The 21,938-nt window shown below is 68.7% G+C and carries 22 protein-coding genes; 7 read left to right on the top strand and 15 right to left on the bottom strand.

The features are described 5' to 3' along the window. The first annotated feature begins 10 nt into the window (after positions 1-10). A complete protein-coding gene (locus H165_RS0115685) occupies positions 11-1,201 on the top strand; it encodes a GGDEF domain-containing protein (RefSeq protein ID WP_017939894.1) in 1,191 nt (396 codons plus the stop codon). Between the two features lies 1 nt (position 1,202). Here the strand turns inward: H165_RS0115685 and H165_RS0115680 are convergent, their stop codons facing one another. After that, the gene (locus tag H165_RS0115680) at positions 1,203-2,012 is read right to left on the bottom strand and encodes a MerR family transcriptional regulator (protein ID WP_017939893.1); all 810 of its coding nucleotides are present in this window, start codon (positions 2,010-2,012) and stop codon (positions 1,203-1,205) included. Positions 2,013-2,193: 181 nt separating this feature from the next. Between H165_RS0115680 and H165_RS0115675 the strand changes: the two genes are divergently transcribed. Then, complete coding sequence (locus tag H165_RS0115675; protein WP_017939892.1) at positions 2,194-3,102, top strand: alpha/beta fold hydrolase; 909 nt, start codon at positions 2,194-2,196, stop codon at positions 3,100-3,102. Positions 3,103-3,106: 4 nt separating this feature from the next. Here H165_RS0115675 and H165_RS0115670 read toward each other — a convergent pair whose 3' ends face one another. From H165_RS0115670 to H165_RS20270, 3 genes are all read right to left on the bottom strand, one after another. Then, complete coding sequence (locus H165_RS0115670; RefSeq protein ID WP_017939891.1) at positions 3,107-4,579, bottom strand: DNA recombination protein RmuC; 1,473 nt, start codon at positions 4,577-4,579, stop codon at positions 3,107-3,109. A gap of 53 nt (positions 4,580-4,632) precedes the next feature. Continuing rightward, a complete protein-coding gene (locus tag H165_RS0115665) occupies positions 4,633-4,932 on the bottom strand; it encodes a hypothetical protein (protein WP_026146672.1) in 300 nt (99 codons plus the stop codon). A 225-nt stretch (positions 4,933-5,157) separates the two neighbouring features. Continuing rightward, the gene (locus H165_RS20270; protein WP_420493627.1) at positions 5,158-5,445 is read right to left on the bottom strand and encodes a hypothetical protein; all 288 of its coding nucleotides are present in this window, start codon (positions 5,443-5,445) and stop codon (positions 5,158-5,160) included. A gap of 566 nt (positions 5,446-6,011) precedes the next feature. Here H165_RS20270 and msuE (H165_RS0115660) point away from each other — a divergent pair. The 5 genes from msuE (H165_RS0115660) to H165_RS0115640 all read left to right on the top strand — a co-directional run bounded on the left by msuE (H165_RS0115660) (position 6,012) and on the right by H165_RS0115640 (position 11,005). After that, on the top strand, positions 6,012-6,572 hold the full coding sequence (gene msuE / locus H165_RS0115660) for an FMN reductase (RefSeq protein WP_017939889.1): 561 nt from the start codon (positions 6,012-6,014) through the stop codon (positions 6,570-6,572). Positions 6,573-6,618: 46 nt separating this feature from the next. After that, complete coding sequence (locus H165_RS0115655) at positions 6,619-7,806, top strand: acyl-CoA dehydrogenase family protein (protein ID WP_017939888.1); 1,188 nt, start codon at positions 6,619-6,621, stop codon at positions 7,804-7,806. 9 nt (positions 7,807-7,815) lie between these two features. Continuing rightward, positions 7,816-8,922: a sigma-54 interaction domain-containing protein gene (locus H165_RS0115650; protein ID WP_017939887.1), complete on the top strand. Its 1,107-nt coding sequence runs from the start codon at positions 7,816-7,818 to the stop codon at positions 8,920-8,922. A 104-nt stretch (positions 8,923-9,026) separates the two neighbouring features. Further along, a complete protein-coding gene (gene ssuD, locus H165_RS0115645; protein WP_017939886.1) occupies positions 9,027-10,163 on the top strand; it encodes an FMNH2-dependent alkanesulfonate monooxygenase in 1,137 nt (378 codons plus the stop codon). After that, the gene (locus H165_RS0115640; protein ID WP_017939885.1) at positions 10,160-11,005 is read left to right on the top strand and encodes an amidohydrolase family protein; all 846 of its coding nucleotides are present in this window, start codon (positions 10,160-10,162) and stop codon (positions 11,003-11,005) included. The genes ssuD and H165_RS0115640 overlap by 4 nt, the downstream gene beginning before the upstream one ends. A 218-nt stretch (positions 11,006-11,223) precedes the next feature. Here H165_RS0115640 and H165_RS0115635 read toward each other — a convergent pair whose 3' ends face one another. The 11 genes from H165_RS0115635 to msuE (H165_RS0115585) form a co-directional block, all read right to left on the bottom strand. Continuing rightward, positions 11,224-11,937 (bottom strand): ABC transporter ATP-binding protein, encoded by a 714-nt coding sequence (locus tag H165_RS0115635; protein ID WP_017939884.1) that lies wholly within the window; start codon positions 11,935-11,937, stop codon positions 11,224-11,226. 2 nt (positions 11,938-11,939) lie between these two features. Beyond that, positions 11,940-12,779 (bottom strand): ABC transporter permease, encoded by an 840-nt coding sequence (locus H165_RS0115630; RefSeq protein WP_017939883.1) that lies wholly within the window; start codon positions 12,777-12,779, stop codon positions 11,940-11,942. 56 nt (positions 12,780-12,835) lie between these two features. Beyond that, positions 12,836-13,825 (bottom strand): aliphatic sulfonate ABC transporter substrate-binding protein, encoded by a 990-nt coding sequence (locus H165_RS0115625; protein WP_017939882.1) that lies wholly within the window; start codon positions 13,823-13,825, stop codon positions 12,836-12,838. Positions 13,826-14,011: 186 nt separating this feature from the next. After that, the gene (locus tag H165_RS0115620) at positions 14,012-14,761 is read right to left on the bottom strand and encodes an ABC transporter ATP-binding protein (RefSeq protein ID WP_017939881.1); all 750 of its coding nucleotides are present in this window, start codon (positions 14,759-14,761) and stop codon (positions 14,012-14,014) included. Between the two features lie 58 nt (positions 14,762-14,819). Continuing rightward, the gene (locus tag H165_RS0115615; protein WP_017939880.1) at positions 14,820-16,139 is read right to left on the bottom strand and encodes an ABC transporter substrate-binding protein; all 1,320 of its coding nucleotides are present in this window, start codon (positions 16,137-16,139) and stop codon (positions 14,820-14,822) included. Between the two features lie 48 nt (positions 16,140-16,187). Next, on the bottom strand, positions 16,188-17,255 hold the full coding sequence (locus H165_RS0115610; RefSeq protein ID WP_017939879.1) for a branched-chain amino acid ABC transporter permease: 1,068 nt from the start codon (positions 17,253-17,255) through the stop codon (positions 16,188-16,190). Positions 17,256-17,265: 10 nt separating this feature from the next. After that, entirely contained in the window at positions 17,266-18,147 is an 882-nt protein-coding gene (locus H165_RS0115605; RefSeq protein ID WP_017939878.1) for a branched-chain amino acid ABC transporter permease, read from the bottom strand. Between the two features lie 77 nt (positions 18,148-18,224). Continuing rightward, positions 18,225-18,998, bottom strand: a complete 774-nt coding sequence (locus H165_RS0115600) for an ABC transporter ATP-binding protein (RefSeq protein ID WP_017939877.1) — start codon at positions 18,996-18,998, stop codon at positions 18,225-18,227. Positions 18,999-19,010: 12 nt separating this feature from the next. Continuing rightward, entirely contained in the window at positions 19,011-20,135 is a 1,125-nt protein-coding gene (locus H165_RS0115595; RefSeq protein WP_017939876.1) for an AMP-binding protein, read from the bottom strand. 10 nt (positions 20,136-20,145) lie between these two features. Continuing rightward, positions 20,146-21,243: a dimethylsulfone monooxygenase SfnG gene (sfnG, locus tag H165_RS0115590; protein WP_017939875.1), complete on the bottom strand. Its 1,098-nt coding sequence runs from the start codon at positions 21,241-21,243 to the stop codon at positions 20,146-20,148. Between the two features lie 32 nt (positions 21,244-21,275). Then, positions 21,276-21,842, bottom strand: coding sequence for an FMN reductase (gene msuE / locus H165_RS0115585; protein WP_017939874.1), 567 nt, complete (start codon positions 21,840-21,842; stop codon positions 21,276-21,278). Positions 21,843-21,938 lie beyond the last annotated feature (96 nt).

Raw genomic sequence — 21,938 nt, 5'->3', positions numbered from 1 at the left:
AGTCGTGCCCATGAGTCTTGCCTACGGCGAAGGAGCGCCGACCACGCCCATTCTCGAGGTACCGCCACGGGACTACCTCGCCGAACGGATTGCCAGCCTGTTCTCCACCAGCCCTGCCACGGCCGTCGGCAACGTGGTCGCCGGCAGCCTGGTGTTCGGCATCTATCATCTCAACGCGCCCCTCGGCGGACTGGGCCTGTGGCTCGGCCTGCTGGTGCTGCTGATGCTAGTGCGCCTCGGCCTGGTCGTCGTCCACCGGCGCAACCCCCGGCTGCTGCAACCGCTGACCTGGGCGCGCCTGACCATGTGCCAGTGTGCCGCGGTGGGCCTGGTCTGGGGCATTGGCGCCATCTGGCTGATGCGCTACGGCTCGCCCTACCAGGACATCATCTACGCCTGCATCGCCCTGGCCTCGGTGATGGGCGCGCTGAGCAACGTGTCCTTCTGGCCGGCACACCTGGCCTTCCACGTGCCCATGTTCTTCTTCCTGGGCATCGCCTTCGCTCTCGACGACGAACCCCAGACGCTCTACCTGGCCATCGCCGCCTGGGCGGTGTGCCCCTTCATCGCGGAGATGGGCCGGCGCCTGCAGAGCCGCTTCAACGCCGCGCTGAAGCTGGCCTGGGAAAACCAGGTGCTGGCCTACAAGTACGCCCTGGCCAACCGGGAACTGGCCCTGCTCAGCCGCACCGATAACCTGACCCGCCTCGCCAACAAGCGCCACCTGGACGAGACCCTGGAACGCGAATGGATGCGCAGCCAGCGCAACGGCGAGCCGCTCGCGGTGCTGAGGCTGGATGTCGACCACTTCAAGCTCTACAACGACACCTACGGCCACCTGGCCGGCGACGCCTGCCTGCGCCAGCTGGCCGAGACCATCCACCACAGCGTGCGCGAACAGTGCGACTTCACCGCGCGCTTCGGCGGCGAGGAGTTCTGCGTGGTGATGCCCGACACCGATCTGGCCACCGCGCGCGAGATCGCCGAGCGCATCCGCGCTGCGGTGGAGGCCCTGCAGCTGCCCCACGCGGGCAGCGCGCGCGGACACGTCACGGTAAGCATCGGCGTAGCCAGCAGCGCCCAGAGCCAGGCGAGCTGCGAGGAGGATCTGGTCGGCAACGCCGACAAGGCGCTCTACGAGGCCAAGCGCCGGGGCCGCAACCGGGTCGAGACCTTCGGCCCGCAGCCGGTGGCGGCCTGACTCAGGATTTCAGGAAGCCGTCGAGCAGGCTGCCGACCCGCTCGCCCAGCTCGCGGTTGGCGGACAGTTCCAGACTGCGCGCCAGTTCCACGTCCACAACTTGCTCGACCAGCGGGCGCAGGCGCAGCAGCTGGTCGTTCAGCTGCTGCAACTCGTCCGCCCGCGGCAGACTCTCGCTGAGCAGCGGGTTGACCAGGTGCTGGACGATCAGCCGGACGATGCCGTCGGCCACAGGACGCAGGGTCTCGCGGATCATCGCGAACAGCTCGAGCAGCGCCGCCAGTGGAATGCCGGCGCGGTGCAGTTCCACCCCGGCGGCGAACACCCGCGGGTTGAGCACCCGCAAGGCATCGCCGGCGAACTCCACCAAGCCCAGCTGCTGGGCGCGATCCAGGTTGGCGTCGGTGAGCTCCTCGCCGAACAGCGCCTGCAGCTCGGCGAATTCCAGGCGGGTCGGCTCTACGCGGTTCCAGGCCCCGACGATGGCATCCCCCAGGCCCAGCACGTGGGTCAGCCCCTGGCCCTGCTGCCAGGCGTCGAGCAGCTCGCGGATGCTGGCAATGGTGTAGCCACGCTCGAGCAGCTGGCCGATCAGGCGCAGACGCACCAGATGCCCCTCGTTGTACACACCGACCCGCCCGCGGCGTTCCGGCGGAGGCAGCAGGCCGCGGTCCTGGTAGGCCCGCACGTTGCGCACCGTGGTGCCGGCCGCGGCGGCCAACTGATCGACGCTGTACTCGGCGCCGGTCAGCGCGCCCAGGGAGGGCCGGCGAGTCAGCAGGCGCTGGAGAAAACTCGGGGTGTCCTTCATGGCTGCGATCATAGCCGCCGCGCCGCGGCACTGGGTAGGCCGGTAACAGCAGGCCCTACGACACCGTCCATCTTCCCGCCCTTGGATGAGTGCCCGGCTCCGGCGCCTTCGCCATGCTGCGCGCCTGGCAACCGAGAGAGAGTCCCATGCACTTCTTCATCCACTCCTGCGGAGACGCGGCATGAACGCCCCGCTGCACCTCGGACCGGAGCGCCTGCGGGTGATGGGCGACGGCGTCGAGCTGGCCGTCTACCGCTGGGGCAAGGCCGGTTCGCCGGTGATCCTGCTGGTTCACGGCTACCCGGACAGCCACGAGGTCTGGCTGCCCCTGGCGCGCCTGCTGGCCGCCGACTTCCAGGTGCTGGCCTACGACGTGCGCGGCAGCGGCGCCTCGCAGATCCCCCGGGAGACCCGCGCCTACCGCCTGGCCCACCTGGCCAATGACCTGGAGGCGGTGATCCGCGCGCTGAGCCCCGACCGCCCGGTGCACCTGGTGGCCCACGACTGGGGCTCGATCCAGGCCTGGGAGGCGGTCACCGAGCCGCGCATCGAGCCACTCCTGGCGTCCTTCACCAGCATCTCCGGGCCCTGCCTGGACCACGTCGGCCATTGGATGCGCGCGCGTCTCGCCGCACGCCGCCCCAGGGCCCTCCTACAGCTGCTCGGCCAGTTGCTCAGCTCCTGGTACATCGCCTTCTTCCACACTCCCTGGCTGCCGGAGTTTCTCTGGCGTCACGGCCTGGGCCGGCTCTGGCCGCTGTTCCTCAACCGCCTCGAGGGCGTCCACGATCCGCGACCGGGCAGCACCCAGGCGTCCGACGGCGAACACGGGGTGAAGCTGTACCGCGCCAATTTCTTCGCGCGCCTCTCGCGGCCGCGGGAGCGCCGTACCCGGGTGCCGGTACAGCTGATCGTGGCGAGCCGCGACCGCTACGTGCGACCGCAGCTGTTCGATGGCCTGGAGCGCTGGGTTCCGAACCTGGTGCGCCGGCAGACGCGCCGCGGCCACTGGCAGCTGCTGCTCAACGAACCGCGCCAGCTGGCGCTGTGGCTGCGGGAATTCATCGGCGGACTGCCGGAGGCCCGATAGGCGGCTAGTCCCCGGTGTCGTCGAGCAAGGGCACCGCGGCGCGCTCCAGCAGCTCGGCGGGCAGGCTCTTGCTGGCCCGAGCACCGAGCAGCTTGAGGTTCTCCACCCGACCGACCAGGTTGCCACGGCCCTCCACCAGCTTGTTGCGCGCCGCGGCGTAGGCCTTGTCCAGCTGCTGCAGGCGGCTGCCCATCTCGTCGAGATCGGCGACGAAGGCGACGAACTTGTCGTACAGCGCCCCGGCGCGCTCGGCGATCTCCCGGGCGTTCTGGCTCTGCCGCTCCTGGCGCCAGAGACTGTCGATGACCCGCAGCGTGGCCAGCAGGGTGGTCGGGCTGACGATCACCACGTTGCGCTCGAAGGCCTCGCGGAACAGCTCCGGGTCGGCCTGCAGGGCGGCGGCGAAGGCCGCCTCGATAGGCACGAAGAGCAGCACGAAGTCCAGGCTGTGCAGCCCTTCCAGACGCTGGTAGTCCTTCACCGAGAGGCCCTTGAGGTGGTTGCGCAGGGACTGCACGTGCTGCTTGAGGGCGCTCTGGCGCTGCTGCTCGTCCCCGGCGGCAATCAACTGCTGGTAGGCGGTCAGGCTGACCTTGGCGTCCACCACTACCTGCTTGTCGCCGGGCAGCCGGATCAGCACGTCCGGCTGGAAGCGCTCGCCCTCGCTACTGCGCAGGCTGACCTGGGTCTGGTATTCGCGACCCTTCTCCAGCCCGGCGTGCTCGAGAACCCGCTCGAGCACCAGCTCGCCCCAGTTGCCCTGGATCTTCTGGCCCTGAAGGGCGCGGGTCAGGTTGGTGGCCTCGTCGCTCAGGCGCTGGTTGAGCAGCTGCAGGCGCTCCAGCTCCCTGGCCAGGGAAAAGCGCTCGCGGGCCTCCTGCTGGTAGCTCTCCTCGACGCGCTTCTCGAAGGCCTGGATGCGTTCGCGCAGCGGGTCGAGCAGTTGACCGAGGCGTTGCTGGCTGGTTTCCGCGAAGCGCTGCTCGCGCTCGTCGAAGATCTTCCCGGCCAGCTCGGCGAACTGCGCGCGCAGCTCGTCGCGGGCGCCCTGCAGGTCGGCCAGGCGCTGCTGGTGGCTGTCGCGCTGTTCGCGCAGCTCGGCGAGCAGCGCGGCGCGCTCGGCGTCCAGGCGGCGCAGCTCGGCCTCGCGGCGCTCGCGCTCCTCGGCCCAGGCCTGGGCGGCTTCGCGGCTGGCGCGGCGTTCCGCCTGCAGCAGGTCGGTCTCGCGGCGCAGGGCGGCCAGTTCGGCCTGCTGGTCGGCCCTGTGCTCGTGCAGCTCGGCTACCTCGTCACGGTATTCGTCGAGCTGCGCGCTCAGCCCGTCCTGGGCCAGTTGGGCATGGCTCAGGCGTTCTTCGAGCAGGGCGTTGTCAGTGCGCTGGCGGGCCAGGGCTCGCTGCAGGCGCCATACCAGGAGAGCGGAAGGCACGGCGGCGAGGGCCAGGCCGAGCAGCAGGTTGGGCAGATCGAGGGTCATGGGCGGCTCCGCGCGGGACTGCCGGGCAGTATAACCAGCGCAGCGCCGGCGGCTCAGGCTCGTTCCAGGTGCAGGAGCGCCTGCCGGGCACGGGCATCGCCGCCGCGAGCCGCCTGACGCAGCAGCTCGAGACCGATGCGCCGGTCGCGTGCATTACCGCACTCGCTGCACAGCAGTTGGCCGAGACGGCTCTGCGCAGCCACCACGCCGCGCCGCGCATGGCGCTTGAGCAGGTTGCCGGCGACCCGCTTGACCCAGATGCGCCGCCCCAGTTCCGGCCGGTCGAGCATCCACAGGGCGAGACGCAGCGGCAGACGGGGCTGGGCGGAACGGACGGGGGTTGAACTCGGCATGAATCGGCAGCTGGTGACTTGGAAGGCGCGCACTCTACCGATTTTCCCGAGCTGGTAAAGACTTGTCAGAAGCGGCGTTTTACGTTCCACGGCGGGGCTTTCGACAATCCACAGAAGCTGTGGATAACTTCGTGGACAACTTGGGCGAAAGGATCGCAAGGCCCTATCGTTCGGGGCTCCGAGTCAAATTGGCAGTTTTTTCACCAATGAAAAAATCCATATTTTTCATTGACTTAAAAACACGCCACGAAGAATCAAGCAGTTACGTAGGATTCTGCGAGCTGCTTCCCACGATGTTTTACGATTGTGCACAACTCTGTGCGTCACGGCGTCACACGCCCCTTTTGGGGGCTTCCCTTGGCGAGGGTCCGGTTGTTTGGGCGTTGCGGCCGCACCACCAGCGGGCACGGGCGGATTCGTTCCCTCGTCGCTGCTGCGGTACAGGACGTAGGCATCGGCGGCGCGCCGCCCATGCTCCGGGCATAACAGCCCGGCGTTGCGGATCAGCCCCACCAGGCTGGGCACCGAGTAGGCACCGCGGCTGAAGCCGAGGATGAACACCTGGTCGCCACCTCGTAGTGCCTACCCAGCCAGCGGTAGCCACTCTGGATCTTCTCCGACAAGCCGACGCCGAAGGCATCGCCACGACTCCGCTCGTACCAGGCGGTGCCGACGCCGCTCGCGCATCACTTCAGCTGGGCCACGCCGCTGGTGTCGCTGTTGCCCGGCGGTCAGCGGCCAGCCGCGAGGCCCCTGCCCTCCATGCAGCAATCCGTTTCGTAGCGGACCACTTATATTCCTTTAGGAAATATAAATATTTACATCAATTATTTTTAGAAATAAAAGGTCCGTTCTATAAAAGGCGCCAGTGCATGGCGAACGCCTGGCTTCGCGAACTGTTGCTCCAGCAACAGCCAATCAACTGTCTGCCCAGCAACAGCGAATCAGCAGTTGATCCTCCCAGCCAACACGGGCGGGCGCTCTGGATTTCCATATCCAGCTGATTTCAAAGGACTTTTCCATTGGTACGGCAATTGCTCCGCCCGGCACTCCGAGCAACTTCCACAGGAACCTCGCAGATGAGCACTCCCCTGAAAGTCGTCGCCGTCTCCGGCGGCACCTCCCGTCCCTCACGCACCCTGGCGCTGACCCAAGCGCTGCTCGCCGAACTCGGCAAGCACCTGGCGATCGACAGCTACCTCATTGAACTGGGCGACATCGCCCGCCCGCTGGGCAGCGCGCTGTGGCGCAAGGAGCTACCGGAAAGCGTGGAGCGCGAGCTGCGCCGCATCGAGGAGGCCGACCTGCTGGTGGTCGCCACGCCGGTGTATCGCGGCACCTACCCGGGGCTGTTCAAGCACCTGTTCGACCTGATCGGCCAGGAGGCGCTGATCGACACCCCGGTGCTGCTCGCCGCCACCGGCGGCAGCGAGCGCCACGCCCTGATCCTCGACCACCAGCTGCGCCCGCTGTTCAGCTTCTTCCAGTCGCTCACCCTGCCGATCGGCGTGTATGCCGCGGAAGCCGACTTCCAGGACTACCAGATCACCAGCGAAGCCCTCCAGGCGCGCATCCGCCTGGCCGCCGAACGCGCCCTGCCGCTGTTCGCCGAACAGCAGCTGCTGCGCAAGATCGCCTGAAAGGCGCCGCCCCGGCCATCCAGGACAGGAACAAGAGGACTCTCGCGTGAGCGCCCAACAACGCCCCACCCCAGCGAACCCGCTGCAGATCGCCCGCCAACTGGCCGCCGAGTTCGCCGAAACCGCCGCCGAACGGGATGCCCGCGGCGGCACTCCGAAGGCCCAGCGCGACGCCATCCGCGCCAGCGGTCTGCTGGCTTTGAGCATTCCCACCCAGTTCGGCGGCCTCGGCGCCAACTGGAGCGAGACCCTGAGCGTGGTCCGCGAATTCGCCAGGGTGGACAGCTCCATCGCCCACGTGTTCGGCTTCCAGCACCTGATGCTGGCTACCGTGCGGCTGTTCTCCCGTCCCGACCAGTGGCAGCCCTGGTTCGAGCAGACCGCGCGCAAGAACTGGTTCTGGGGCAACGCCCTGAACCCCCTGGACAAGCGCACCGTGGTGAAGAAGTTCGACGGCTGGCGGGAATTCTCCGGCAAGAAGAGCTTCTGCTCCGGAGCCAGCGATTCGGAAATGCTGATCGCCTCGGCGATCGACGAAAGCGCCGGCGGCAAGCTGCTGATCGCCGCCATCCCCAGCGGACGCACCGGCATCACCCTGCACGGTGACTGGGACAACATGGGCCAGCGGCAGACTGACAGTGGCAGCGCCACCTTCGAGCGGGTGCGTGTCGAGGAGCACGAGCTGCTGCTGGACCCCGGCCCGCTGAGCACCCCCTTCGCCTGCCTGCGCCCGCTGATAGCCCAACTGATCTTCGCCCACCTGTTCCTCGGCATCGCCGAAGGCGCCCTGGAGGAAGCGCGCAGCTACACCCTCAAGGAAAGCCGTCCCTGGTTCAGGTCCAAGGCCGAGCACGTCAGCGAGGACCCCTATGTGCTGCGCCACTACGGCGAGTTCTGGGCCGGTCTGGAAGCCGTGCGGGCACTGGTCGAACGCGCCGCCGGGCTGCTCGACGAGGCCTGGGCCAAGGAGCACGCCCTGGGCAGCGAGGAACGCGGGCAACTGGCCCTGGCCATAGCCGCGGCCAAGGTCAACGCCATCCGTACCGGCCTGGACGTCTGCAGCCGCATCTTCGAGGTCACTGGCGCCCGCGCCACCAGCGCCGCGCTGCGCCTCGACCGCTACTGGCGCAACCTGCGTACCCAGAGCCTGCACGACCCGCTGGACTACAAGCTCGTGGAACTGGGCGACTGGGCCCTGAACCAGGTGCACCCGACGCCCACCTTCTATTCCTAAGGGATGCCCATGCAACTACTGACCCTGCCCCCCTCCCCTTCACTGGCTACCTCGATCAGGGCCACCGCACAGGTGTTCGAAGACCCCAGATCGCAGGCGCTACTCGCCCATCTGCAACAGGTCGCCCCCAGCGAGGCCAGCGTCCTGATCATCGGCGAGACCGGGACGGGCAAGGAGCTGGTTGCCCGGCACATCCACAACCTCAGCGGCCGCCGCAACGGTCCCTTCGTCGCGGTCAACTGCGGCGCCTTCTCGGAGTCCCTGGTGGAGGCCGAGCTGTTCGGCCATGAGAAGGGCGCCTTCACCGGCGCCCTGTCGGCCAAGGCCGGCTGGTTCGAGGAGGCCAACGGCGGCACCCTGTTCCTCGACGAGATCGGCGACCTGCCGATGCCCATCCAGGTCAAGCTGCTGCGCGTGCTGCAGGAGCGCGAGGTGGTGCGCCTCGGCTCGCGCAAGAGCATCCCCATCAACGTGCGGGTGCTGGCCGCCACCAACGTGCAGCTGGACAAGGCGATCAGCGCCGGCAACTTCCGCGAGGACCTCTACTACCGCCTCAACGTGGTCAGCCTGCAGTTGCATCCGCTGCGCGAGCGGCCCGGCGACATCCTGCCCCTGGCCCGGCACTTCATCCGCACCTACAGCGAGCGCCTCGGCTACGGCGAGGTGCGCCTGAGCCCCGAGGCCGAGCGCAAGCTGGTGGGCTACGACTGGCCGGGCAACATCCGCGAGCTGGAGAACGTCATCCACCACACCCTGCTGGTATGCCGAAACGGCGTAGTGGAGGCCGACGACCTGCGCCTGTCGAACATCCGCATCGAGCGCCCCGAGACCCAGTCCCAAGCGAGCGGTCCCCTGAGCGCCGAGGAGCAGCTGCTGAACGCCTTCCAGCGGCTCTTCGAGGAGAGCGGCGGCAACCTCCACGCCCTGGTGGAGGACAGCCTGCTGCGCGCCGCCTACCGCTACTGCCACTACAACCAGGTGCATACCGCCAACCTGCTGGGCCTCAGCCGCAACGTCACCCGTGCGCGGCTGATCGCCATCGGCGAGCTGGTGGTCAACAAGCGCCGCGCCGAGCCTGTCCCACGGGACAGCCGGATAGTACAGCTTTCCATATGAAGAGCTGGAAATGGCGGCGAATGCCGGCGAAATTCCGCAAATCGTCGCCAACTCCAGCCTGACCAACCTTGCGTTGCCCATTCCACAGCAACGAGGAAGCACACATGAGTCTCGACATCTTCTGGTTCCTGCCCACCTCCGGCGACACCCGCTACCTGGGCAAGTCGGACAGCGGTCGTCCGGCGACCAACGAATACATGCGGCAGATCGCCGTGGCCGCCGACCAGCTCGGCTACGACGGCCTGCTGATCCCCACCGGCAGCAGCTGCCTGGACCCCTGGGTGACCGCCTCCAGCCTGGTGCCGGTGACCCGCCGCATCAAGCTGCTGGTGGCCCTGCGCACCAGCCTCGGCAACCCCACCGCCACCGCGCGCCAGGCGGCGACCCTCGACCAGGCCAGCGGCGGCCGCCTGCTGCTCAACGTGGTGCCCGGCGGCGACGCCACCGAGCTGGCCGCCGACGGCGTGTTCCTCTCCCACGACGAGCGCTACGCGGCCTCCGACGAATTCCTGACCATCTGGCGCCGGCTGCTCTCCGGCGAGACCGTGGACTTCGACGGCCAGTACCTGAAGGTGCAGGGCGCGCAGAACTTCTTCCCGCCGGTGCAGAAACCCTACCCGCCGCTGTACTTTGGCGGCTCCTCGGCCGCCGCCCACGAGTTGGCCGCCAAGCACGTGGACGCCTACCTGACCTGGGGCGAGCCACCGGCCGCGGTGGCCGAGAAGATCGCCGACGTCCGTGCGCGCGCCGCCAGGCACGGCCGTAGCGTGCGCTTCGGCGTGCGCCTGCACGTGATCGTCCGCGAGACCAACGAGGCCGCCTGGGCCGCCGCCGACGAGTTGATCAAGCACCTCGACGACGAGACCATCGCCAAGGCCCAGGCCAACTACGCGAAGATGGACTCCGAGGGCCAGCGGCGCATGGCCGCGCTGCACGGCGGACGCCGCGACAAGCTGGAAGTCGCCCCCAACCTCTGGGCCGGCGTCGGCCTGGTGCGCGGCGGCGCCGGCACCGCGCTGGTCGGCGATCCCGAAACCGTGGCCGCGCGCCTCAAGGAATACGCCGACCTGGGCGTGGACACCTTCGTGCTCTCCGGCTACCCGCACCTGGAAGAGGCCTACCGCTTCGCCGAACTGGTCTTCCCGCTACTGCCCGGCAAGGGTCGCGTCACCGTGGACGGCGTGCTCACCGGCGGGGCCTTCGACGTGCGCGCCACCACCAGCAAGGAGAACGCCGCGTGAAAGTCATCGACATGCGCTGTCGGCCGGCCTTCCTGCACCCATTCTTCGGGGGTGCCCCCGGCACGCCGGAACACGCCACCGCCCGCTGGCTGAACCGGCGGGTCGGCACCCGCGGGCCGGACGACCACTTCGAGCGCTCCCTGAGCCAGGAAGGCTTCCTCGCCGAAGTGCGCGAGGCGGGCCTGACCAAGGCGGTGGTGGTCGGCCGCCACACCCCGAGCCAGCACCTGCCCAACGACAAAATCCAGCAGATCGTCCACGGCCATGCCGAACTGCTCGGCATCGGCGCGGTGGACCCAGCCCTGCAGGGCGTCGAAGCGGCACTGGCGGAGATCGACCGGGCCATCGACCAACTGGGCCTGGCCGGCATCGACCTGGAACCAGGCTTCGGCGAGCCGCCCCGGCACCCGGACGATCCGCTCTACTGGCCGATCTACGAGCACCTGCAGAGCAAGGGCGTACCGCTGTTCCTGATGAGCGGCCCGACCACCCCGGACCCGGCCTACAACGACCCTGGCCGTCTCGCCGCCGTGGCTCGCGCCTTCCCGCAGCTGCCCATCATCGCCTACCACGGCTACTGGCCCAACGTGCAGCAGGCCCTGGGCGTGGCCTTCCGCTACGAGAACATCCACCTGGTGCCGGACATGTACCTGTTCCTGCCCGGCAGCGAGGCCTACGTGCAGGCTGCCAACGGCTTCCTCGCCGAGCAGCTGCTGTTCGGCTCCTCCTACACCTTCCGGCCGATCCGTCAGAGCATCGAGGACGCCCGGCGCCTCGGCTTCCGCGACGAGGTGCTGGAGAAGTTCTTCTACGGCAACGCGGCGCGGCTGTTCGGCCTGTAAGGACCTCTCCCCCAGCCTCTCTCCCGATGGGAGAGGGGATCTGGGGGAGCCGCCTGTCGGCGGGGGAGCCAGCCCCAAGCCTGTCCGGCAGGCTGAAGGCGCCGGCTCCGGCCTCGCACCGCCGCGCCGCCCTCCCCCCTAGCCCTGGAAGGCTGGGGAGCGGGAACGGCCGCTATACCTGAACAACGCCGCCCCGCTCTTCGAGTCAGCCGGTTTCCTCAAATCGCATGGGCCAGATGCAGCTCGGTCAGCGCCTCGGCCTTCAGCCGCGCCAGCTCGGGATCGCGGCGGTCGCGGGGACGCGGCAGGGCGACCGAAAGCTCCTGGCGGATGCCACTGGGCCGGCTGCCCATCACCAGCACCCGGTCGCTGAGGTACAGGGCCTCATCCACGTCGTGGGTGACCAGCAGCAAGGCGATGGCGTGGTGCTCGGCCAACTGCAGCAGCAGGTCCTGCAGCTTCATGCGGGTGAAGGCGTCCACCGCGCTGAACGGCTCGTCGAGCAGCAACACCCGCGGCCGCGAGTAGAGTCCGCGGGCCAGGGCGACGCGCTGCGCCATGCCGCCGGAGAGCTGCTTGGGCAGGGCCTCGGCGAAGCCCTCCAGGCCCACCTCGGCGATCAGCTGGGCGACCCGCTCGCGGTCGTAGTCTCGATCGTCGGCGAAGCCGATGTTCTCCGCCACCGTCAGCCAGGGCATCAGTCGCGGCTCCTGGAACACGAAGGCCACCGCACCGTCGGCGCGCAGCACCCGGCCGCTGAAGTCGCGCTCCAGGCCGGCGGCGATGCGTAGCAGGGTGCTCTTGCCGCAGCCGCTGGGGCCGAGCAGGCTGACGATCTCCCGTTCGGCCAGCCGCAGACCGAGGTTCTGCAATACGGTGGCGCCGGCGAAGCTCTTGCGCTCGATGCGGATGTCCAGCAGGGGCGTGCTCATCCTCAACCCTCCCCGCCCTGGCCGGCGAAGGCGTCTCGCCAGCTCAGCAACTGCCGCTCCAGGCGGGCCAGCAGGCCGTCGCTGAGCTTGCCGAGCAGGGCCAGGACGATGATCGCGGCGAGCACCACGTCCGGCCGCGAGGTTTCCCGGCCGTCGGTGAGCAGGTAGCCGAGCCCCTTGGTGGCAGCGATCAGCTCGGCAGCCACCAGGAACATCCAGGCCAGGCTGAGACCGCCGCGCAGTCCGGTGAGCAGCCCCGGCAGCGCCGCCGGCAGGAGAATGCGCCGGGCCAGGCGGCGCGGCGTGAAGCCGTACATCTGCCCCACCTCCACCAGCTTGCGGTCGATGTTGCGGATCGCCGCCACGCCATTGAGGTACACCGGGAAGAAGGCGCCGATGGCGATCAGCACCACCTTGGAGGTTTCGTCGATGCCCAGCCAGAGCAGCAGCAGGGGCACCCAGGCCAGGCTGGGGATCGCCCGCAGGCCGGCGAAGGTTGGTTCCAGATAGGCTTCCGCCTCGCGGCTCAGACCCACCCAGAGGGCCACCAGCAGGGCCAGTCCGGCGCCTATGGCGAAACCGCCTAAGACCCGCGCCAGGCTGGCGCCGATGTGGGTCCACAGCGGGCCCTCGGCCAGCTCGCGGAGAGTCAGGAGGATCTCGCTGGGCGCCGGCATCTGGTAGGCGGGTACCCAGCCGATGCCGACGAGTATCTCCAACAGGACGATCAGGCTCAGCGGAATGGCCAGTCCCTTGGCTCGCCGGCGCCAGAGGGCGGCGTCCGGACGCGTTTTCCAGGTGAGGCCGGCGAACGCCGGCAGCGGCTTGCTCTTGGTGGTCATCTCGGGCTCCGGTCGGGACGGCGGCCCGCCGGACCGGGCAGGCGCGCCTGGGACGTTCAGTTGCGGGCGATCACCTGACGGCCGAAGGACGGCTCGATCAGTTGCTCCACCACCGCCTCCACGTCGGTGCCGCGGCGCACCAGCTGCTCCTCGACGAGGATGGGCGCGGCGGCCTTGAGCGCAGCGATGTGCTCGGCGCCGGGCTGCGGGTTGCTGAAGTCGGTGCGCTCCAGCTGCAGGCGGGCGACTTCCAGCGGCAGGCCGGACTCCTCGGCGAGGATCCCGGCCAGCTCCTGGGGATTCTCCAGGGCCCAGGCGCGGGCCTTCTCGTAGGCGCTGAGCACCTGGTCGATGGCCTGCGGGTACTGCCTGGCGAACTTCTCGGTGACGTTCAGCACTCCGTAGCTGTTGAACTCCAGGTTGCGGTGCAGGATCCGCGAGCCGGCCTGCAGCTGGCTGGCGGCGAGCAGCGGGTCGAGCCCGGCCCAGGCGTCCACCTCGCCCTTCTCCAGCGCGGTGCGGCCGTCCGGGTGCTGCAGGTGGACCAGCTCCACGTCGTTCTTGCCGAGGCCCACGGTGGCCAGGCTGCGCAGGGTGAACAGGAAGGGATCGGTGCCCTTGGTGGCGGCGATCTTCTTGCCCTTCAAGTCCTCGAGAGTCCTGATCGGCGAGTCCTTGCCCACCACCAGCGCGGTCCACTCCGGCCGGCTGGCGATGTACACGGTCTTGATCGGGCTGCCGTTGGCGCGGCTCAGCACCGCGGCCAGGCCGGCGGTGGAGGCGAAGTCCACGGCGCCGCTGTTGAGGTACTCCAGGGAGCGGTTACTGCCCTGGCTGAACACCCAGGATACCCGGGTGTCCGGGCCGACGCTCTGCTCCAGCCAGCCGAAGCGCTTGAGCACCAGGCTGGTCGGCGAGTAGTAGGCGTAGTCGAGTTTCAGCTCCTTGGGCAGCTCGGCGGCCCGAGCCGGCGCGACCAGGGCGAGGGCGGCTGCGGCAAGGGCCAGCAGCCGGGCGAACGGATGAAGCGCGGGGGCATGACGCATGGTGGTCTCCTGAACGGGTGACTTCCCTTCTTATTCCAAAAACAAATTTCAATATCTTTTAATTTTTTATTAAGGAATAATGCAGCACTCGTGCCACTCCGCCGCAGCGGCGCTCCGCAGCCTCCCCGCGCACCGCCCTGCCCGCCCGGCGACAAACTGCTGATCCGCTGTTCGCCGAGCAACACTTCAACCCTGTGCGGCCTGACCACCCAGGTAGAAGGCGTGGAGATCCTCGCGACGGGCGATCTCCTGGGCCGGTCCCTGGTCCACCACCCGGCCGCTTTCCAGCACGTAGGCATGGTGGGCATGGCGCAGCGCCACCTCGATGTTCTGCTCGGCGATCAGGAAGCTGACGCCCTCCTCGCGGTTCAGCGCGGCGACGATCTCGAAGATCTCCTCAACGATCTGCGGCGCCAGGCCCATGGAGGGCTCGTCGAGCAGCACCAGACGCGGCCGGGAGATCAGCGCGCGGCCGATCGCCACCATCTGCTGCTCGCCGCCGGAGGTGTAGCCGGCCAGACTGCGGCGCCGGGTCTTCAGCCGCGGGAACCAGGCGTAGATGCGCTCCAGCTCCTCGCGCAGCTGGGCCCGCGAGACGCGCGGACGGGCGAAGGCGCCGGCGAGCAGGTTCTCCTCCACGCTCAGGTGGGCGAAGCAGTGGCGCCCCTCCAGGACCTGCACCAGACCGCGGGCGGCCAGGGCCTGCGGCGCCCGGCGGGTGACCTCCTCGCCCTGGTAGAGAATCCGCCCGCGCACCACCTCGCCGCGCTCGGCACGCACCAGCCCGGCGATGGCCTTGAGGCTAGTGCTCTTGCCGGCACCGTTGGCGCCCAGCAGGGCCACCACCTGGCCTTCGCCGACTGCCAGCGAGACGTTGCGTACCGCCAGGATCACCTGTTCGTAGAGCACTTCGATATCGTCGACCTGCAGGATCATCTCGGACTCCTCATAACGAAAAGGCCGGGGCCAAGGCCCCGGCCACGGACGCGGCGGCTCAGCCTTCCTTGCTGCAGTCGCGCGGAGTGATGCCCTTCTCCTCGGCGTACTTGCGCGCGGAGGCCTCGATGATCGGGCGCAGCAGGGCGCGATCGGCCTGCACCCAGTCGCTGATCAGGTTCCACTTCTCGCCGTCCCAATGCTGGAAGCGCACCGCGCCGCCGCCCTCGTGGTCGGCGCAGGAGAGTTGCAGCGGCTGCACCAGGCCCTTGGCGCCGAGCGCCTCGAGGCGGGCGTCGTCCAGGCGCAGATTCTCGAAGCCCCAGCGCACCTGCTCGCCGGTCAGCGGCTGCTGGCCGAATTTTTCCTGGGCGATGCGCAAGGCCTCGACGTTGAGGATGCCGTTGACCACCCCGAGGTTGTAGTAGACGGTACCGAAGCGCTTGGGATCGGCCAGGTCGCCCTCGCCCTTGTCCACCACCTGCGCCTTGATGCCCTGCAGGACCGGGAACCCGGTGCCGGACGGGTGGGTGGTGATGGAGATGAAGCCCTTGGCGGCGGCCCCGGCCGGGGCGGCGTCCTCTTCGGAGTTGCTCCAGATGTTGCCGATGATGCGGTTGGCCGGGAAGCCGACCTTCTGCGCGGTCTTCAGCGCCACCGGGTTCATCACCCCCCAGCCGCGGAGGATCACCCAGTCGGGCTTGAGGCGGCGGATGTTCAGCCACTGTGACTGCTGCTCGTTGCCCGGGTGCGGCACCTCGATCAGGGTCAGCTCGAAGCCGTACTTATCGGCGAGGACCTGCAGCACCTCGTTGGTTTCCTTGCCGTAGGGCGAGCCGTGGTAGAGGGTGACGATCTTCTTGCCCTTGAGCTGCGCTGCACCGCCGCTCTGCTCGCCGATCCAGTTGACGATGGCGGAGACCTCCGAATAGGGGTTCAGCTGCAGCGGGAACACGTAGGGGAACACGCTGCCATCGGTGGAATCGGTGCGCCCGTGGTTGATGGTGATCAGCGGCAGCTTGTCGGCGGTGGAACGGTCCAAGGTGGCGTAGGCGATGCCCACCGAGAGCGGGTTGGTGGCCGCCGCCGGGGCGCCGTTGAGGCCCTTCTTCAGGCGCTCGTAGCACTCCACGCCCTTCTCCACCACGTACTCGGTCTCGCATTCGCTCCAGGTCAGCTTGACGCCGTTGACGCCGCCGTTGGCGTTGACGTACTTCAGGTAGTCGATGAAGCCGCCGAAGAAGCCGGTGCCGCCGGCCGCATAGGGACCGACCCGGTAGCTCTGCAGCGGGAAGTACTGCTCGTTGGCCGCCTGGACGGGGATGAAGGCCGTGGCGGCGAGTGCCAGCGCCACTCCGGCGAAGGTGCGTTTGAACATCGTGAAAGTCCTTGTCGTATCGGTTGGTTGGCCTTTTCGGGGGTCCACTCAGTAGCGCAGCGGCCACAGCCGTGCGCGCTCGCGGAAGCGTTGCCAGAGGCGCGCCAGGCCCTCCGGTTCCTTGATGAGGAAGAGGATGATCAGTACGCCGAACACCATCTTCTGCAGGTTCTCCAGCTGCCCTGCGTCGATGAACCCGGCCGGCAGCAGCGTGGCCAGGTTGGACAGCAGCAGCGGGAAGAGCACGATGAAGGCGGCGCCGAGGAAGTTGCCGAGGATGCTGCCCAGCCCGCCGATGATGATGATGAAGAGGATCTGGAACGAACGGCTCAGGTCGAAGCCATGCGGCTCCACGGTGCCCAGGTAGGTGAAGGCCCAGAGCGCCCCGGCGACGCCGAGGAAGAAGCCGCTGATGGCGAAGGCCAGCAGCTTGGTCTTCAGCAATGGGATGCCGATCACCGCGGCGGCGGTGTCCATGTCGCGCACCGCCATCCAGTTGCGTCCCAGCTCGCTGCGCGCCAGGTTGGCGCCGAGCCAGAACAGCGCGCTAACCACGCCCAGGGTCAGCAGGTAGCGGCCGGCCGGCGAGCTGAAGTCGAGGCCGGCCACCTGCAGCGGCGGCGCCGTGATCACTCCGGAGGAGTTGTAGTTGGAGAACCAGCCGAAACGGGTCAGCGCCCACTGCACGAAGAACTGCGCGGCCAGGGTCGAGACGATGAGGTAGAAGCCCTTGATGCGCAGGCTGGGCAGGCCGAACAGCACCGCCACCAGGGCCGCGGAGAGACCACCGAGGACGATGCTCGCCAACAGCGGCAGGCCCGGCAGGCGCAGCTCGAAGTTGTAGGTGGCGAAGGCACCCACCGCCATGAAAGCCGCCGAGCCCAGGGACAGCTGCCCGGCGTAGCCGGTCAGCAGATTCAACCCCAGCCCGGCCAGGGAGAGCACCAGAAAGGGAATCAGGATGGCGCTGAACCAGTAATCGTTGCCCAGCAGCGGCACGCCGAGGAAGGCGAAGGTCAGTAGCGCGGCGAGGCCGAGGCGGCCCTGGCGCAGGCGGAAGAATCGACGGTCGTCGGCGTAGCGGACGCTGAACTGGCCGGCTTCTCGATACAGCATGCTCGTCTCCTTACACTCGCTCGATGGCGCGCTCGCCGAACAGCCCGGCCGGGCGCACCAGCAGGAACAGCAGGGCCAGCACGTAGGGGAACCAGTTCTCCAGGCCGCCACCGATCCAGGGGCCCAGGTAGACCTCGGCGAGCTTCTCCGAGGCGCCGACCAGCAGGCCGCCGACGATGGCTCCGCTGACCGAGGTGAAGCCGCCGATGATCAGCACCGGCAGGGCCTTCAACACCACCAGGGACAGCGAGAACTGCACGCCGAGGCGCGCGCCCCAGAGCAACCCGGCGACCAGGCCGACGAATCCGGCCACCGCCCAGACCACCGCCCAGACCCGCTGCAGGCGCACCCCGACCGCCTGGGCGGCCAGGGGATCGTCGGCCACCGCACGCAGGGCCAGGCCGATGCGGGTGCGGTTGAACAGCAGCGACAGGGCGATCACCAGCACGGCGGCGGTGGCCGCGGCGAACAGGTCAAACTGGGAAAGCAGCAGGCCGCCCAGCTCCAGCGGCTCGTCGCTGATGCCCAGCTCCAGGCCGTGCACCTGAGCGCCCCAGAGCGCCTGGGCGGCGCCCTCGATCACGTAGGAGAGGCCCAGGGTGGCCATGAACAGGGTGATCGGCGAGCGGTTGACCAGGGGCCGCAGTACCGCCCGCTCGATCAGCAGGGCGAGGGCCACCATCAGCGCCAGGGTGACGGCGAACGCCGCCCAGAATGGCACGCCGCGCTCCAGCAGGCTGACGAAGGTCAGCGCGGCGAACAGCACCATAGCGCCCTGGGCGAAGTTGAACACCCCGCTGGCCTTGTAGATGAGCACGAAACCGATGGCCACCAGGGAGTACATCACCCCCGCCAGCAGACCACCGATCAGTACCTCGAAGAAGAATTCCATTGCTGCGTGTTCCTGCTTTTTTTCGGGCAAGGCCGGCCCCACCCGTTGACGCGAACGGGGGCGGACGGGCGGAAAGCTCAGTGTCGGGTGCCTAGGTAGGCGGCGATCACCTCGGGATTGCGACGGACCTCGTCGGGCGGGCCGTCGCCAACCTTGCGGCCGTAGTCGAGCACCACCACGTGGTCGGAGAGGCTCATCACCACACCGATGTCGTGCTCGATCAGCACCACGGTGGTGCCGAACTCGCGGTTGATGTCGAGGATGAAACGGCTCATCTGCGCCTTCTCCTCGGCGTTCATCCCGGCCATCGGCTCGTCGAGCAGCAGCAAACGCGGCTCGGCGGCCAGGGCGCGGGCCAACTCGACGCGCTTCTGCAGACCGTAGGGCAGCCTGCCGACGATGGCGTCGCGCCAGGGCTGGATGCGCAGGAAGGCCAGCACCTGCTCCGCGGCCTCGCGCTGGCGGTCGTCCTCGCCGGGGGCGCGCCCCAGGCGCAGGGCCTGCTCCAGCCAGCCGGCGCGACGCTTGAGGTTGCGCCCGGTGAGCACGTTGTCGAGCACGCTCATGCCCTTGAACAGCGCGATGTTCTGGAAGGTACGGGCGATGCCGCCCAGCGCCGCGTCATGGGGCCGCATGGCGCGGCACTCCCGACCGGCGAAGCGGATCAGCCCCTGCTGCGGCTGGTAGACGCCGTTGATGACGTTGAGCAGCGAACTCTTGCCGGCGCCGTTGGGACCGATCAGTGCGCAGATCTCCCCTTCCGCCACGGCGAAACTGATGTCGCTGATCGCCCTGACCCCCTTGAAGGATAGCGAGATGTCCTGCAGTTCCAGCAGTGCGGCGGCACTCATGGACTCCACTCCTTATGCAGTCTGCGGCTGGCCCAGGTGCCAGGCCGGGGTTGCTTGGGGCTGGCAGTCCTGCCAGCGTTCCGGGGCCGCCCAGTTGCGCACCTCGATGCCGAGGGCGGCGAAGAACAGCCGCGCCGGCTCGTCCAGAGGCGCGCCGATCAGCAGCGGCACGCGGGTGCGACTGAAGCCCAGCACGTCGCACAGTGGCCGGCGCACCAGGAGATCGCCGAGCAGCCGGCCGAGCGGCCCGCCCTGCCCGGCCAGCGCCCAGTCCACCAGGCGCCGGGAGGCGCTGCCGGGCAGCGGCAGGCGCTGGCTCGCCCAGGCGTACAGGCGGCCATAGGTCTCGCGGGTGCCGAGCACCAGGGTCGGGCCCAGCTCGCGGCGGTCGCGGTCGCGGGTTTCCAGGCGCTCGGGGAAGTTCAGCCGGAAGCCGGCCAGCAGCCAGGGGGCCAGCAGGTAGCGGGCCTGCCCGCTGGCCGCGAAGGCCCGGGCGGCCAAGGCCTCCTCGCCCGCTCCCAGCCCCTCGGCGGCGACCAGTCGGCGGCCCTCGCCGAGCAGCTCGGCGTGGCTCAGGTCCTGACGTTCGATGCCCTCCGCTCCCTGGCGATAAAAGACGAAGGCGCTCTCCCCGGGCTGCGCCTGGGGGGCGACGCCATGCGGTTCGGCAGCGACCAGCTCGGCGTAGCCCTGCAGGCCGGCGCGCTCGTCGAGCGCGGCCAAACCGCGGCCGTCGGCGTAGGCGAGCAGCACCGACCCCAGGCCAGCAGCGCGCAGGCGCTGTAGCTCCGTCACGCCCTCGGCGAGGGCGAAGCCGGCGCGCACTTCGCGCAGGGCGGCCAGTTGCGCCGCCAGCTCCTCCTGGGGATCGAAGAGCGCCGCCGCGCCGCCCAGCCACTGCGCCGCCAGGGTGGCGAACAAGGCTTCCGGGCGCGGCCCGCTGAGGATCGCCAGCTGTGCGCCGGCGCCGAAACCACGCGCGCGCAGGCTGCCGGCCAAGGCCAGCACCTCCGCCTCCACCTCGGCCCAGGTGTAGGCCTGCCAGATGCCCAGGCGCTTGTGGCGCAGGGCGATGCCATGGGGGCGCTGGCGAGCCTGGTGGGCCAGCCAAGCCGGCAGCGTGGTCGCGTCACTCATGCCACGCTCCTCAGGCCACGGCCTTGCTGAGCGCGCCCTGGGCCTCCAGCTCGCGGACCAGGGGCAGGACGTGCTTGCCGAAGTATTCCACCTCTTCCTGGAAGTGCAGGAAGCCGGAGAGGATCAGGTCCACGCCCACCGCCTTGAGGGCGACGATGCGCTCGGCGATCTGCCGCGGAGTGCCGATCAGATTGGTCTTGAAGCCATCGTTGTACTGCACCAGGTCCTCGAAGGTGGACTTGGCCCAGTTGCCCTCGCGCTCCGGGCTGGCTGCGCCGGCATTCTTCACCTCGGCGCCGAAAGCGTTGACCGCCTCGGGGTCGGCCTTGTCGATGATTTCCTGGAGCACCGCGCGGGCCTCCTCCTCGGTGTCGCGGGCGATGATGAAAGCGTTCACCCCGATCTTCACCTGGTGGCCGTTGGCCGCGGCCTTGGCGCGGATATCGTCCACCTGGGCCTTGATGCCCTCCACGCTGTTGCCGTTGGTGAAGTACCAGTCGGAGACCCGCGCCGCCATGTCGCGCGCGGCCCGCGAGCTGCCGCCCTGGAATATCTCCGGGTGCGGCTGCTGCAACGGTTTGGGCTTCAGGCTGTAGTCGTGGAAGCGGTAGAAGTCGCCGTGAAAGCTGAAGCTGTCCTGGGTCCAGATGCCCTTGAGGACGCGGATGAATTCCTCGGAGCGACGGTAGCGCTCGTCATGCTCCAGCCAGGGCTCGCCGATGGCGTGGAACTCGCCGCGGAACCAGCCGGAGACGATGTTCACCGCGATGCGTCCGCCAGTCAGCTGGTCGATGGTGGCGATCTGCTTGGCCAGCACCGCCGGGTGCCAGGGGCCAGGCAGGATGGCGGCGATCACCTTGAGCTTCTCGGTGGCCGCCAGCAGGGCGTGGCTGATGGCCACCGACTCGTGCTGGTATTCGGCGCCATAGCCGGCGGTGAAGCGGATCTGCGACAGTGCGTACTCGAAGCCGGCCTGCTCGGCGATCTGCGCCAGCTTGCGGTTGTAGTCGATGTCCCAGCTGGTGCGCTGCTCGATCTTGCTGACGACGAGACCGCCGCTGACGTTGGGAACCCAGTAAGCGAACTTGATCGGTTGTGCTTGGCTCATGACATTCTCCGTAGGGAAGTGGGGGGCAGTGCTCAGACGAGGCTGGCGGGCTGACGCAAGGCCGGGCGGTCGAACAGCGCCACCAGGGGCTCAAGGGCTCGCTCGATGCGCTCCTCGAGGGCGGGACTGACGATCCTGTAGTTGTCGAAATCGCTCTCGGTGGCGTACACCCCGAGCGGCAGACTGTTGGCCTGGAAGAAGCCGAACAGCGGGCGCAACTGGTGGTCGATGACCAGCGCGTGGCGCTCCGAGCCGCCGGTAGCGGCCAGCAGCACCGGCCGGTTGCGCAGCGCCTCGTAGTGCACGAAGTCGAACAGGTGCTTGAACAGGCCGGTGTAGGACGCGCGGTACACGGGGCTGGCGGCGATCAGCAGGTCCGCCGTCTCGATGGCCGCGATCTGCTCGCGGACTTCGGCCGGCAGCTCCTCGCGGCGCAATACCCCGGCGAAGTCCGGACCTATGTCGGTCAGCTTCACCAGGCGCACCTCCAGAGGCAGCCGCTCGGCCAGACGCTCGAGCAGCGCCTCGACCAGGACCAGGGTGCGCGACGGCGTCTGCAGACTGCCGGAAACCGCCACCACCTTCAGGGTTCTACTCATCTTCTTTCCAGGGCCTCTTTCTGCACGGGGTCGACGGGACACCCGCTGCAAGGCCTTGAGCAGCAAGCGTGCCACCCCATGAAATTCAAGGAATAT

It is taken from the genome of Pseudomonas thermotolerans DSM 14292, from assembly GCF_000364625.1.
GTDB classification, from domain to species: Bacteria; Pseudomonadota; Gammaproteobacteria; order Pseudomonadales; family Pseudomonadaceae; genus Aquipseudomonas; species Aquipseudomonas thermotolerans.
Note: the sequence above shows the minus strand (reverse complement) of the source record. Positions and strands in the feature narration are given on the sequence as shown.